At 38.0% G+C, this 13,906-nt stretch carries 13 protein-coding genes; 4 read left to right on the forward strand and 9 right to left on the reverse strand.

What is annotated here, in order from left to right:
• The 6 genes from RLO81_RS10860 to RLO81_RS10885 all read right to left on the reverse strand — a co-directional run.
• Nucleotides 1–1,169, reverse strand: a 1,169-nt coding sequence (locus tag RLO81_RS10860; protein WP_350111340.1) for a hypothetical protein, incomplete at its 3' end; no start/stop codon positions are given.
• Nucleotides 1,170–1,177: 8 nt separating this feature from the next.
• Nucleotides 1,178–3,379, reverse strand: a complete 2,202-nt coding sequence (locus RLO81_RS10865) for a DUF4175 family protein (protein WP_350111343.1) — start codon at nucleotides 3,377–3,379, stop codon at nucleotides 1,178–1,180.
• Nucleotides 3,376–4,554 (reverse strand): BatA domain-containing protein, encoded by a 1,179-nt coding sequence (locus RLO81_RS10870; RefSeq protein ID WP_350111346.1) that lies wholly within the window; start codon nucleotides 4,552–4,554, stop codon nucleotides 3,376–3,378. Before RLO81_RS10870 ends, RLO81_RS10865 begins: the two co-directional genes overlap by 4 nt.
• Nucleotides 4,554–5,444: a DUF58 domain-containing protein gene (locus RLO81_RS10875; RefSeq protein ID WP_350111349.1), complete on the reverse strand. Its 891-nt coding sequence runs from the start codon at nucleotides 5,442–5,444 to the stop codon at nucleotides 4,554–4,556. The genes RLO81_RS10870 and RLO81_RS10875 overlap by 1 nt, the downstream gene beginning before the upstream one ends.
• Nucleotides 5,444–6,457 (reverse strand): AAA family ATPase, encoded by a 1,014-nt coding sequence (locus tag RLO81_RS10880; protein WP_350111352.1) that lies wholly within the window; start codon nucleotides 6,455–6,457, stop codon nucleotides 5,444–5,446. The genes RLO81_RS10875 and RLO81_RS10880 overlap by 1 nt, the downstream gene beginning before the upstream one ends.
• Nucleotides 6,458–6,466: 9 nt before the next feature.
• The gene (locus tag RLO81_RS10885; protein WP_350111354.1) at nucleotides 6,467–7,117 is read right to left on the reverse strand and encodes a DUF4159 domain-containing protein; all 651 of its coding nucleotides are present in this window, start codon (nucleotides 7,115–7,117) and stop codon (nucleotides 6,467–6,469) included.
• Between the two features lie 289 nt (nucleotides 7,118–7,406).
• Here RLO81_RS10885 and RLO81_RS10890 point away from each other — a divergent pair, with 289 nt between their 5' ends.
• Genes RLO81_RS10890 through RLO81_RS10900 form a run of 3 tightly spaced genes read left to right on the forward strand, consistent with a single transcriptional unit; the run spans nucleotide 7,407 to nucleotide 9,322 of the window.
• Nucleotides 7,407–8,249, forward strand: coding sequence for an alpha/beta fold hydrolase (locus RLO81_RS10890; RefSeq protein WP_350111356.1), 843 nt, complete (start codon nucleotides 7,407–7,409; stop codon nucleotides 8,247–8,249).
• The gene (locus RLO81_RS10895) at nucleotides 8,239–8,727 is read left to right on the forward strand and encodes an RNA polymerase sigma factor (protein WP_350111358.1); all 489 of its coding nucleotides are present in this window, start codon (nucleotides 8,239–8,241) and stop codon (nucleotides 8,725–8,727) included. Before RLO81_RS10890 ends, RLO81_RS10895 begins: the two co-directional genes overlap by 11 nt.
• Nucleotides 8,720–9,322, forward strand: a complete 603-nt coding sequence (locus RLO81_RS10900; protein ID WP_350111360.1) for a hypothetical protein — start codon at nucleotides 8,720–8,722, stop codon at nucleotides 9,320–9,322. The genes RLO81_RS10895 and RLO81_RS10900 overlap by 8 nt, the downstream gene beginning before the upstream one ends.
• Before the next feature lie 159 nt (nucleotides 9,323–9,481).
• Here RLO81_RS10900 and RLO81_RS10905 read toward each other — a convergent pair whose 3' ends face one another.
• Both RLO81_RS10905 and RLO81_RS10910 read right to left on the reverse strand, forming a co-directional pair.
• Nucleotides 9,482–10,798, reverse strand: a complete 1,317-nt coding sequence (locus RLO81_RS10905) for a TldD/PmbA family protein (RefSeq protein WP_350111363.1) — start codon at nucleotides 10,796–10,798, stop codon at nucleotides 9,482–9,484.
• 29 nt (nucleotides 10,799–10,827) lie between these two features.
• Entirely contained in the window at nucleotides 10,828–12,471 is a 1,644-nt protein-coding gene (locus tag RLO81_RS10910) for a TldD/PmbA family protein (RefSeq protein WP_350111366.1), read from the reverse strand.
• A 133-nt stretch (nucleotides 12,472–12,604) separates the two neighbouring features.
• On the opposite strand from RLO81_RS10910, the gene dinB reads away from it, so the two are divergent.
• A complete protein-coding gene (dinB, locus tag RLO81_RS10915; protein ID WP_350111369.1) occupies nucleotides 12,605–13,681 on the forward strand; it encodes a DNA polymerase IV in 1,077 nt (358 codons plus the stop codon).
• 1 nt (nucleotide 13,682) lies between these two features.
• On the opposite strand, the gene RLO81_RS10920 is transcribed toward dinB, so the two are convergent.
• Nucleotides 13,683–13,906 (reverse strand): sensor histidine kinase (locus RLO81_RS10920; RefSeq protein WP_350111372.1); only part of this gene is annotated, 224 nt, incomplete at its 5' end.

Here is a 13,906-nt window from a genome sequence, read left to right on the forward strand (position 1 = left end):
CCTTGCCCTAGCGGTTGAGTTACTTTCAAGCATACTTCATTAGCTGCCAGATGACATTCACTCAATACATTTTTTGAACTAATGTTGCCTATCGATTCAACTGCAATTCGTTTATTGCTCAATTCAAGTTGGTACTTTTCATCTTCCAAAGCTTGAACGCTAAAATCTAACCAACTTGGAATCTTGTCTGAAGCACTCGAAACTAAAACCAGTAATCCCAAACCTGACTCTCTTATTTTTTTTTCTATACTCAATCGTTCAGTTCGACTTAAATTTGAAATAATAGTTGCTGGTATAACCAATAGATCAAACTCACTCAGTACGTGATCAGACAAGTACGGTAGCTTGTCAAATTCAAATCCCGAATTTTCATAACGAAAACGTTCAGTGGTAATTTTTGATCGCACAAATACCTTATGACCCTGTTCGATCAAATGATTTTTTAAAAACCGAGATTCAAAAGTTGGTTGATCATTCAACATTAATACAGCTGATTTATCAGGCTCTTGAACTACCACAGGCAACTGTTCTTCTTGTGAGATGGAAGTATTATTTTCCACAATTAGCTTGAGAAGACTTTTGCCCGCAATTAAGGGTGTAAAATTCAATGCTACTAATTCCATTGAATCAGTAGCCACTTGCACAGAATCAACTACGTCACCCAACATTGAGAGCTTTATCCAGGAATCTTTAAGGTCATTCACTTTTAATTGAACTGCCCGATTTTCACCCACATTGGCAATACTATTGTAATTGACATCGATTATCCCAGATGGCTTATCGGCTGGAATAAAATCAACCTTTTTGCCTTCTAATTTGTACAAATCATACTCAGGAAAACCATAACCGTTAATAACAACATGGTTTTTTAAATCAGAAGCATTGATGGTATCTGACCACTCAATGAACTTATTATTAGGATATTTCAATCTTAAACTATCTTCTTTGTTAGCTCCATCTGTCGTGATGATGACTGTATCAACATCAGCAGCAGCGAAATAAAATGGCTCAAGATATAGTAGTCCAATACTTATTAAAACAACTGCCAGGGCCACCAACCGAGAAACGTATAATTTGCCATTCTTAGAATCCAGAAAAGCTAGTAAACTAAACAATACCAGCATTGTTGGAATGACATACCACAACAAATCAGTTTTTAGAACACCCATTACTCATTCTATGATTTAGTAAGATGATTCAAATACACACGAGTTAAATCGTCTTCTGAGGCATGATTTTGGCCATTTAACACATTTTCTACAGGAAGCGCTTTGCTTAATTCTGACTGTACCTTCTTTAAAGCTGAATACAAACTCTCTGGTTCAACCTGCTTCAAGTTTAATTGTTGGAGTAATTGCAGGGTTGCAAAATGCCTTCCCGGTTGATCTATCGCCAATGCGGCTAATTCATTACCAGCGTTTTTAAATACTTCTGAGTCATATTCTCTAAGGCTTTCTTTTATGATTTGTTCAGAATAAAAAATAGCTTTTTCAATGGCAGGGTAATTCTTTTCTTCTTCAGAAACTATTTTATTTGTTCCTGATTGCACCTCTTTTATATCACCAGAAAGCCGTTTATCTTCTTTTATTGGAGGCGGATCAAAACCTATCCTATGAACATAAATACGTGCATGATTTTTAATTTCCTTGATCAACTCTAGTGCCTTGTATTGATAAGGCAATGACTTTTCGGGCTGATAGAGTCGTAAATACAATTCTGCATCCCACATTTCGTTCATGGCTGCACGCAGTTTGCCTCTGATTGACGAAGTAAACAAAGTGGCTTCTTCAGGATCGTCATGATCATGCTTAAAATCATGTAAAGGATCTTCTTCCTTCTCTTCTTCAGGTACGAGGTTATGTTCATTATCACTATCATGTGCATGGGAATATTCTGCCAGTGGGTCTTTATCGTCATGTTCATGGTCATGATCAGCCTCCACTTCCTCACTTTCAGATTCCGTAATTCCACTTTCAAACTCCTCACCCATAAACTGGCCATATTTTAAGCGTAGTGCTTTCTGATCGAACCCAAGTTCATTACTCGTGAAATCAAAATCATTCTTAGAAATTTTACCATGCTGTTTCACCAATTTTTCTGTATCAATAATGATCTGCCGTTGGCTTCTGAAATATTCTGGCATTAAGTCCACACCTAACGCTCCCTCTAATGAAAACTCAATTTTTGTGGTATCTCTGATACTCACAAAATAGGTCTCTGTCCTGTTTCTATTTGATTTTGGGCGTTTGTTATCGAATACTTCTACATAGAAATACAACTCATCACCTGGGGTCATATCCAGCTTAGCTATGTCAATTGATTTTGTAAGGGTCTGGCTCTTGCTTCCAGTTTTCAAAGGTTTATCGAATGTCATTCGTTCTTCTCTGAACTTGACAGCCTCACCTGAGCCCTTGCTCACCGTGGCCACAATAGCAGTTGAATCGAGGCCGTAGTCATCCAACATTTTGGAAGTAAACTGCAGTTTCCAGGGGTCATCAATTTCTAATATGGTAAACCGATCTAATTTCTCAATGGCAACTTCCGGCTCCTTATCTGGTAGTGCAATGATCTGAAAAAGCTCTGTTTCATACTGTTTTTTATTGGCATCTGTATAGATTAATTTGTAAAATCCGCTGGCCTGTAACTGACTGGTTAGTTGATACTCATCATCATTCTGTTTAAAAGAGAACTGCTTGCCATTGTTCATCTCCAGAAGAAGACTTTTGGGTTTCTCAGAAAACGCAACCTTCCAGGTAATGAATGAGCCTTCTAGTGCAGTAATATTGAAATTCTCGCTAGTAATTGAATTCAATCTGGTATAGTTCGGGTAATTAATTCGCACCTCTTGTTTAGTGATACTTAGCACATGATCAGTAAAAACAGAATCAGACGAAGCGAAGGCCAAATCACTTTTTTGTTGCTTTACCGTATCAGTAGAATTAATATCAATCAGACTTAATAGGAAGCCCGAAATTGTAAACAGTAAAAGACCAATTAATCCGTTTTTTAGTGAAGCAGGCCATCCAATATGTTCTTCATTGGCAACTAGAATTTCTGAGATACGCTTACGTTGTACTTTGGCAATCACTGAACTATCCCCACTGTCAGAAACCAATAAAAATGAGCTATTCTGAGCCATCCCGAACGATACATCCAGCCATCTGGAGCTTCTTTGGGTATTGATTTTCCATGGTCTATAGATGAGAATAAAAAGTGCCAGACTTGAAATGAATGCTAGACTAATTAAGCCTAAATGCTTAAGCTCTATAATAAAAAGTATGAGTAATGTTAAACCACTTGCTAGTAGAACAGCATTGGCTAAATAGACCAACCGCCATTTAAGCGTTACTTTATTCAATATGTCTATTCCACTCTTCATTGCTTTCTTTTCATGGAATAAAATCGTTCAAAAAGAAATAAGCCAATAAAAACTAACCAAAGCCAATCGGCTGTTGCTTTATTTGTTGCCCCAATTTCGATATCAGATTGATTTAGCTTGACCATTTCAATTGGTACTTGTCTCTGTTCTTTTGTATCTGACGTAATTGGGATTATTATTTCAAAAAGCTGACCGATAAAATCTTCAGCAATGAAATTATCATGTGTAATACGGTTATTCAGATAAAAATGACCGTTAGTGTTTGATAAAATAGGCTTTAGAATGTCTTCACGATAGGATAAGATATTTCCGGCCTGTTGTGCCGATGGTGGCTCTTTTGATAGCCAAATCAGCCAATCGGAGCTTGAATTTTGATATTTATTTAATGTGATATCATTAATAATTATAGGTCTTTTGGCAATTTCAGAAATGGTGGCCAATGCCGATTGAAAATATTTGAGCTCTTTCTCAAATTCTAAGTCATAAACGATGTCAATTTTCAAAGTATCCCAATTTTCAACTTGATTTGACACTTCTGACGCCCTTTGCGACCATTGGTACTTTGTTGATATCGCATTACTAGTAGCAACCAAATCATAACCATTGGAGAAGCTTCTATGAGTGTATTCTTCATTTTCTAACGATTCAATTGGCAACCAGTGTACTACCTTATTTGTGGCAGGGCGTTTTCCCCTTAAGTCATTTTCAGTAACTGTTGTTAAAATATATACCGTATCCGCAGGTAGCTTGCTTACCTCATCAAATACATCCCATATTGGTACCGTTTCGAATGACTCATTTTGATCCTCAATAAAGCTCAAACCTTTACTCAGCAAACGCTTTTCCATTTGTAATGTATCTAACGCATTTTTAACCCTTGTGTCTTGCAGCAATGAAGGTTCAATAAGTACAATGGCGTTGGTATTTGAAGCCTTTTTAACTGTTAGTAATTCAGCCATCAACAAACAGAATAAACTAAGCACCAAACACCTTACGATTAAAAGGGGCAATTCATTTAGCTTGACGCTTTTCGACTGCTTCGTTTCAAATTCAGGAATGTATTTTAAACTACCTACCTGAATTACTTTTCCTTCCTTCTTACTCCAAAGGTGTATCGCTATAGGTATCACTAGCCCAAATAATCCATAGAGATATGATGCATTGACAAACTCCATCAGATAAGGGCATTTCTACGTTTTAAAAAACTATTCAGCATTTCTCCGATAGAGGTAGCGGTTGAAAATAAGTTATAATCAATCCCTTCTCTGAGAAGAGCCTCATTCACATTGAATAGAAATTCTGATATATTCTGTTCATAGATTTCCTTCGCATCGGCAGCTGATAATTTAACCCTGGAATGCGTTTCTAAATCTTCGAATGTTACACTTCCTGTGTAATTGAAATTTAATTCGTTTTCACCCATCAGGTGAATTACTACCACTTCATTTCTATTGGTTTTCAGCGATTTTACAAAATCCAGAAGCTCATTATTTTCTTGATAAAGATCGGAGATGAACACGATTAACTCTTTATGCTTTCTATCATGCAGCTCTCTAATATCCGCACTATTTGAAGGCCATTTACCTTTATTCTCGATCTCCACCAGGTAATGCAAAAAACGATTGAAGTGCCTAACATGCGCTTTTGGGTAAAGTGTTTTAAGCTCAGTTTCATTCAATGCAAAAAGCCCAACTGCATCTCCCTGATGGCTGGTGAGGTACCCCAAAGTAGCACACATAAAACGAGCATAATCCATTTTAGTGAGTCCCTGATCTTGATGCAGCATTGAAGCGCTGGCATCTATAATAAACTTTACAGCAATGTTGGTGTCAATCTCAGCCTGTTTGATGTAATAACGTGATGACCTGGCGAGCATTTTCCAATCTAACAATCGCAAATTATCACCCGGCTCGTAACTTCTATACTGACTAAACTCCATACCCTGCCCTACTTTGCGACTCCTGTTTAAGCCCGCAGTATGGCCTTCGAGTATTGTTTTAGCAACAAACTCAAGCCCCTTAACGCTGTTAAGGTTTTCAGGGGTAAGAAGTTCCTGATAGTTCATTACACTGCTCCGTTGTTAGAGATATCGATAGTCTTTAATAATTGTTTTGTCACATCATCGGATGTAACTCCTTCGGCCTCAGCCTTAAAGTTGACGATTACTCGATGACGTAAAACTGGTAGTGCTACTTTCTCAATATCAGCCTTGGTTACACTCAGCCTACCCTCTTGCAATGCATTGGCTTTGGCCGTGAGTATGATTGCCTGTCCTGCTCTCGGGCCAGCGCCCCAAGCCACCCATTCTTTTACATAGTCAGAAATTGTAGTTGCTGGTCTGGTTGCTCGTACTAGTTTACTTACCAAACTCACGAGATCATCACTAATTGGCACATCTCTAACCATACTCTGAAGCTTTACAATATCTTCACCAGAGATTACACCATTCACTTTTTCTTTTTTCTTTCCGGTGGTAGATTTTAGTATTTCAGTTTCCTCCGCTTCTCCGGGATAATCTAATTGGATGTATAATAAGAACCTGTCTAATTGTGCTTCAGGTAAAGGAAACGTTCCAGCCTGTTCTATTGGGTTTTGGGTAGCAAGGATTAGGAATGGTCGATCTAATGAATATGTTTTACCTGCATAAGTCACCTCAAATTCTTGCATGGCTTCTAACAACGCGGACTGTGTCTTAGGTGGTGTTCTGTTGATTTCATCAGCCAATACAATATTGGAGAAAATTGGCCCTTCATTGAATTTGAAAAACTTCTTACCGGTGCTATGGTCTTCTTCAAGAATTTCAGTTCCTACTATATCAGAAGGCATTAAGTCTGGAGTAAACTGAATTCTCCTAAATTTCAAGTGCATTGCTTCTGATAATGTCCTGATCATTAATGTTTTAGCAAGTCCCGGTACACCTTCTAATAAGGCATGACCACCTGCTAAAAATGTAATTATCAATTGATCAACAATGTCATTTTGACCAACAATTACCTTGGCAATTTCCTTTTTTAAATCGGAGAGTTTTTCAACTAATTGAACTACTTCCTTCTCTGCTTTTTCCAAATCCTGTTCCATCTTATTGTATTATGAGGTTAAAGCGTACATCACAATGTTTACTGCAAACCTCGTGTTATCAATTTTATACCATCTTTTGTTTCTGAAATCGTAATCCCACTCACAACCATAATCTTTGTTACTGTATAATACTCCTACTCTGCCATCTACTTCCACCGCTTTTAAATAATCATGCACAAGATCGTCACCCCAGCCATTTAACTCCTGAGAGGTAGTTGGGGGGCCATCTTCGAACGTGAAAAATGAAGAATAAATCGCATGATCATTTGGCAATTTCTTCAATTTACCTACTCCAAAAGTGCGTATCATCTGCTCTTCAAATGATTTCGCAAACAGACCATCAATATCATGGTTGCAATCATCTACAAACACAAATCCCCCATTCTCCACATACTTTTTAAAGTTCTCATTCTCCTTATCGGAAAACTGTACGAGTTTATGACCTGATAGATAGCAAAACGGACATTCAAATATTTCATCGCTACTCAAAGGCACAATATTCTCATTGGTGTCTACCTTCAGCGTAGTATATTCAATTAATGAGTTGAGCACATTCGATGGCATTCTTTGATCCACATCCCAATCACCTGACTCATATTGAAGCCTGGTAAAGAAAAACGTATTGTTCCTATTCAATATGGTGGTTCTTCTATCTATCATTCAATGTGGCCAAATCTTTAAGCAAACTACTTATTCCATCTATAAAGGCCTTTATGCATCAATAGTTTTAAGTTATTGATTTGACTCTAAGTTGCAAGCCATTAATACCACATCAAAAATTATTTATTTAAACGGCTATTTAAAAGCATGAGTACCTACCGTTTATGGAAACTCAACTTTCCCAAACCTGAATTGCTAGTAATTCCTGGTCTTAATAATAATTTTTTAATGCTTTTGTAACAATTGAAGCATGTCTGGATCAAAGGGGAAATTCTAAACAAAAAGAACAATGAAAAAAATACTATTTACACTCGCTGCATTGGTTTTGATCAACATAACGTATGGTCAATCAGCCATTAAAGTTGAAAAACAAGGCAAAGGCAATCCAATACTATTTTTGCCTGGATTCACTACACCAGGATCAGTCTGGAACGAGACTATTCAGAATCTCAATGGAACTTATGAAACTCATGTAGTCACCTATGCCGGGTTTGATGGTTTGGAACCAATCGGTACTCCTTGGTATGCTCCTATTAAAGATGAGCTCATTAAATATGTTGAAACAGAAAATTTGCAAAACCTGACCGTAATTGGCCATAGTATGGGTGGCAATCTGGCTACTGAGATCGCGGCACATTTTAATGATGAAGTCTCAGGCTTAATACTTGTTGACGCAATTCCATGTATGCGAGAACTGATGATGCCAGGTGTTCCTGCGAGTTCATTGCAATATGATAGTCCGTATAACAATAGGATTATAGAAATGGAAGCGGATGCTTTTGCTCAAATGGCTTATGGAATGGCCTCTAACATGACCAATACCAAAGAGAAGATTGAAGAAATTGCCAGCTGGTCAAAAATTGCAGATCGGGAGACTTATGTGTATGGCTATACGGATTTACTTAAATTAGATTTGCGACCAGAATTGCAGAACATTAACGTGAATACTTTGATACTTGGCGCCACATTTCCAACAAAAGAAATGACTCAAAAGACTTTTGAACAACAATATGCTAACTTGAAAAATAAGTCGATTGTAATGGCTGATGATAGCAAGCACTTTATTATGTTCGATCAGCCGGAGTGGTTTTACAAGCAAGTAAATAACTACCTAACCGAATATGCCCAGTAATCAGCTTTTCGAAAATCTACATTCAGAATATTACGGTATGGTATATCAGATGTGCAAAGGTTTTATGAAAGGTAATGAAGATCTGGCCGCTGATCTTTCGCAGGAAACATTTATAAACACATGGAGAGCCCTGGACAAGTTTCAGGGTGGTTCCAGCTACAAAACCTGGATATATAGAATAACAGTAAATACTTGTTTGAAATACATTCGTAATAACAAGTCGAAAATGCATGTTTCATTGGAAGAAGGAAGATCAGGTATAGAGTTTCCAACTGAAAACACAACCCAACAAGACAATCAAGAGCTTTATGCTGCAATTGGCAAGCTTGGCAAAATGGATCGGCTAATTATTATGATGGTGTTGGATGAATTGGAGTACGAAGAAATAGCTGATGTAGTAGGTATAAGCGAAGGAAACCTTCGAGTGCGAATACATAGAATTAAAAAGCAATTGAAAAAAATATTAAATCATGAGTAAGGATTTTGATGATATAAAAAATAAATGGCAGCAATCAAAAAAGGAACAGCCAGCTAGCAAGGTAAGCGCTGTGGAATTGATTGAACTGTCAAAGAAAAAGATGAGAAGTGTTGTGAACATGCATCTTGCGAATATAGGCATACTTATTATTACACTTATTGGTATAGTGGCCTTCATAGTTTACGTGGCTCGATTTCAAGAGACTTTAAGTCATGTTGGCGTGTCACTCATGCTAGGAGGTTTGGCAATTAGAATACTCATTGAAGGCTATAGTATTTATGCATCTTCAACGATCGATTTGAGCAAATCTGCAAAGGAGGTAAATGAACAGTATCTTGGTTTTTACAATTACAGAAAGCGGATTCATGGCCCTGTGACGATAACCATTCTAGTGTTATATGTTATTGGCTATTTCCTCCTCTTACCAGAGTTTAATGTTTATTTGAGTGATACCATGATGATTTTCATTACTATTTCGCTAATACCGGCTGCCTTTATTGTTGGGTATTCAATCAAAAAAGGGATTAAGAAAGAGATGGGTGTTTTATCTGAATTGATTGATACAAGAGAGTCTTTAACTGTAAAAGAAATTTAGCCTTACTAAGCTTTAAAAGCTTGGTAAGGCTGGTTACTAACTTAATTGTGGATTTAACCTTACTAAGCTTTTAAAGCTTGGTAAGGTTGGTATGACAGAACACAAAAAAGCCTTCTGGTTCGTACCAAAAGGCTTTTTAATAAATTAACTCAAGTAAACTTATACAGCATCAGAAAGACTGGTGAACGTAAAATCACGAATTTTCATATAAGGTATAAGGTTTCCGTTTACCCTTTCCTGCTGACCCAATGTCTCCAGATTATTTAGCATAATAATCGGACTTTCATTGAATCTGAAGTTTTTAATAGGGTAAGCTATTTTCCCATTCTCAATAAAGAAAGTACCGTCTCTTGTCAATCCTGTATATAATAATGTTTGCGGGTCAACAGTTCTGATATACCACAAACGAGTTACTAGAATTCCTCGCTTAGTATCTTTGATCATATCTTCTAATGAAGCATCGCCTCCAGCCATTATTCCGTTGCTTGGAAATGGCACAGCCTCTACTCCTTTTTCTTTTGCCCAATAGCGGCTGTAGAATAAGTTTTTGGCTACGCCATCTTTTATAAGATCCATTTTCTTTAATGGCTGTCCGCTACCATTCCAAGGTGCTGAAGGAACTTCAGAATTTAAAGGATCAGTATATATATGCACCCGCTCATCTACTATCTTCTCTCCTAGCTTAGTGCCGCCACCTTCTTTTGACATAAAACTTCTTCCTTCGTCAGCACTTCTTGCATCGAATGAACTGATCATATTGCCCAATAACGTTTCAGAAGCAGAGGGCTCAAGAATTACAGTGTATTTACCAGGCTCAATCGCACGTGCCTTTCTTGACATAAGTGCTTTATCTATTGCTCTTTTAGAAGCTTCAGCTGCTTCTAATTTGCTCACGTCAGTTACATCTCTTGTTGCCCAGCCTGAGCCAGTGCCATCATTTGTACGCATCGTAACCGTAAAATTTGCATTGGTATCCTGATTATAAGCAAACAACCCATTGCTATTAATCATCGCATTGAAATTGTAGGAATCATCAAGAAAACCTGCTGCTGTAACATCCTGTGCTTTTGCAGGATTGATGCTATTCGCTGCTACCTGCGTTCTGAATTCAGGTTTTATTTTAGCCGTAGTCTCACTATATGTTTTAGATTCATCATATTCCTGTGGCCCTAACGGAGGCATAAACTCAGGGTTTTCAGGAGAAAGTTGAGCTAACTCCTCTGCCCTGCGCACTACCTTTTCTAATGATTTATCATCAAACTCATCGATGGTAGCTGTGCCTGTTTTGTTCCCAAAACTTGACGTAACCACCAAACTTTGATTAGATCTGTGGCCTGCGGTAGATACCGTATTTCTAGCGTATCTGATATTGCCACTCTCACTTCCTGAGAGATTTATTTCACACGTTTCTGCCTTGGAGAACGATAATGCCTTCTCTAGTATCTGACGTGCTTCTTCTTTTGAATATATTGCCATTGTTTTATCTCAATTTAAATTAAACATTATTAGATGGTACGTCCAGTGTTAATCACATTCACACCATCAAATCGGGTAGTTGAACTACCATGAGATACAGCACTTACCTGTGAAGGCTGCCCTTTACCGTCAAAGAAAGAACCCATTAATCGGTAATCATCCTTATCACAAATTTTAGAACATGAATTCCAGAATTCTTGCGTATTTGACTGGTAGGCCACATCATTTAACTGATTCGTGATTTTACCATCTTTTATTTCAAAGAAAGCCGTACCACCAAACTGGAAGTTATAGCGTTGTTGATCGATAGAATAAGACCCTCTACCAGCGATGTAAATACCTTTCTCCACATCACTCACCATATCATCTACGGAATATTTCTCTTTACCTGATTCTAAAGAAACATTTGGCATTCTCTGGAACTGAACATCATTCCAGCTTTGTGAGTAGCAGCAACCATGAGACTCATTCTGATCAATCATGTGTACCTGATCTCTGATAGCCTGATAGTTTACTAAAATACCTTCTCTTACCAAATCCCACTTCTTACACTCCACTCCTTCGTCATCATACCCAACAGCACCTAATGAACCTACTTGTGTTTTATCTGCCACAAGGTTTACTAACTTACTTCCGTAGTTAAAGTCTCCAGACTTCCACTTATCCAAGGTAGCGAAACTGGTTCCTGCATAATTGGCTTCATATCCGAGCACCCTATCCAATTCTAATGGGTGGCCAACAGATTCGTGAATCGTTAGGCCTAAATGATTAGGTTCCAAAACAAGGTCATATTTACCTGGATCAACCGACTTAGCAGTTAACATTTCTTTTGCCTGAACTGCCGAAGCTATGGCATCTTCTACCATATCGTAGCTATTTCTATACAGGTTCAAGCCTGTACCCTGTGGGCCAGCAATTTTCTCAGAGGCCAATCCATCCATATACTCGTAACCCATTCCCATTGGAGCGCTTAATCCCTGACGGGATTTAAATTTACCATCTCCAATAGCAGTTACGTTCATATATGGCCAAATTCTGTGCACATCCTGATCGATGTATGAACCATCAGTAGATGCAAAATATTTTTGTTCATTTACCAAAAACAAGGCGGTTGTTACATAGCTAGCACCATTTTCCATGGCTGCAGCATTCGCTCTTAAAAGCAAATCTACCTTCTCAGAAACGGGTACATCTTTAAAGTCCTTCTTAATTGGAGTCTTCCATGAAACTTCACCATGCCCTTTTACCGGGGCTAACTCTACAGGCTCTGTTTGTATTTTTGAATTTGCCTTTGCAATGGCTATTGCCTGATTAGTTGCTTTTTTAATGCCGTCTGGCGAAACATCATTCGTAGACGCAAAGCCCCAGGTACCATTAGCAATAACTCTAATACCAATTCCAAACGACTCTGTATTTACAACATTTTGTACTTTATCCTCACGGGTAAAAACATATTGATTTAAATATCGTCCGATACGTGCATCTGCATAGGTAGCTCCTAGCGACTTTGCTGTGTTCAATGCAACATCAGACATCATCTTTTTAGTAGCTATATCCATTCCAGGCTCCAGCAGAGCTTCAGCCGATATTGATTTTCCCATTAATGCACTGGGTATCATCATCGCTCCTGCAGCTCCCAATCCGGCTAGCTGGACAAAATCTCTTCTTTTCAAGTTTCCTCCTTTTTTTGGTTATACTTCTTTTAATTTGAGCAACACTCAGACTTTAAGTTGTTTATATAGGGTGGCATTTCAAATTGCATTTATTTAAACGGTCATATAAAAAGTTTTCAGGCAACCGCTAAGCATGCGAAAGATTATACATATAGATATGGATGCGTTCTATGCTTCTGTGGAGCAACGAGATAACCCTGAGCTAAAGGGCAAACCTGTGGCTGTGGGTGGTTCTTCTGAGCGTGGTGTAGTGGCTGCTGCCAGTTACGAAGCCCGCAAGTACGGTGTAAAGTCAGCCATGCCTTCGAAAATAGCTGCTAGCAGGTGCCCAGAATTGATTTTTGTTCATCCACGATTTGATGCTTATAAAGCTGTTTCGCAACAAATCAGGGAAATATTCTATGATTACACGGATTTGGTGGAGCCTCTGTCACTTGATGAGGCTTACCTTGACGTTACTTCCAATAAAAAAGGAATGAAATCCGCAACACGCATTGCGTTGGAAATAAAAAAACGAATTAAAGAAACTACACAATTAACTGCATCGGCCGGCATTTCTTTAAATAAGTTCTTGGCTAAAACAGCTTCTGATGTTAAAAAACCTGATGGACTGTTTCTTATTCCGCCTGATCAGGCAGTCGAATATGTAGAAAGAATGCCAATAGAAAAGTTCTTTGGCATAGGTAAGGTAACAGCTGAAAAAATGCATAAAATGGGGATTTTCACCGGATCTGATTTAAAGAAATGGGAAGAATACTCATTGGTGGATCGATTTGGGAAGTCTGGATACTATTATTATAAAATAGCCAGAGCCATTGATGAACGGGAAGTAAACCCAAATAGAATAAGGAAATCATTAGGTGCAGAAAACACTTTTAACAATGACTTAATGACTATGGAGGCTATTCGAAAAGAATTAGGTACAATCACTGATGTGTTGGTTAGACGAATGACTTCCTCAAAGACTGTAGGCAGAACCTTAACATTAAAGGCTAAGTACTCGGACTTTAGAATTATTACTCGTAGCAAAACAGTTGATTATTGGATTGAAACCAAGGAACATATCGAGCAGATATATGATGAATTAGCTTCTCAGGTAGAGATAGAAAATGGATTCCGATTATTAGGCCTCGCTTTGAGCAATTTGAACTATGAAGAACAAGAAGAACGTGAGGAGCCTAAAGAAACTCAGCTAACGTTGGAGTTTTAGTTTATTTTTTAATTGGTTTAAACTCCACGACAAAAACAGCACCATAATCCGATCTGTCTTCATACCATACATTGGCCTCGATTAATTCAGCATAGCGTTTTACTAAAGATAAACCTAGTCCTGTGGAGCTTTCACCTCCGGTTGGTCGGGCAGATAATTTTGAAAATTTTTGAAACAGCTTATCCTGCTCTTCTTTTGCTACACCAGGCCCCTGATCCATCACTC

It is taken from the genome of Fulvivirga sp. (genome assembly GCF_040220315.1).
Classification (GTDB): domain Bacteria; phylum Bacteroidota; class Bacteroidia; order Cytophagales; family Cyclobacteriaceae; genus Fulvivirga.

Coding starts and splice junctions, on each gene's coding strand:
- RLO81_RS10890 (WP_350111356.1), top strand. CDS start 7,407: ATGAAAAAAATACTATTTACACTCGCTGCATTGGTTTTGATCAACATA.
- RLO81_RS10875 (WP_350111349.1), bottom strand. CDS start 5,444: ATGAACTATCAGGAACTTCTTACCCCTGAAAACCTTAACAGCGTTAAG.
- dinB (WP_350111369.1), top strand. CDS start 12,605: ATGCGAAAGATTATACATATAGATATGGATGCGTTCTATGCTTCTGTG.
- RLO81_RS10880 (WP_350111352.1), bottom strand. CDS start 6,457: ATGGAACAGGATTTGGAAAAAGCAGAGAAGGAAGTAGTTCAATTAGTT.
- RLO81_RS10895 (WP_350111358.1), top strand. CDS start 8,239: ATGCCCAGTAATCAGCTTTTCGAAAATCTACATTCAGAATATTACGGT.
- RLO81_RS10900 (WP_350111360.1), top strand. CDS start 8,720: ATGAGTAAGGATTTTGATGATATAAAAAATAAATGGCAGCAATCAAAA.
- RLO81_RS10865 (WP_350111343.1), bottom strand. CDS start 3,379: ATGAAGAGTGGAATAGACATATTGAATAAAGTAACGCTTAAATGGCGG.
- RLO81_RS10885 (WP_350111354.1), bottom strand. CDS start 7,117: ATGATAGATAGAAGAACCACCATATTGAATAGGAACAATACGTTTTTC.
- RLO81_RS10905 (WP_350111363.1), bottom strand. CDS start 10,798: ATGGCAATATATTCAAAAGAAGAAGCACGTCAGATACTAGAGAAGGCA.
- RLO81_RS10870 (WP_350111346.1), bottom strand. CDS start 4,554: ATGGAGTTTGTCAATGCATCATATCTCTATGGATTATTTGGGCTAGTG.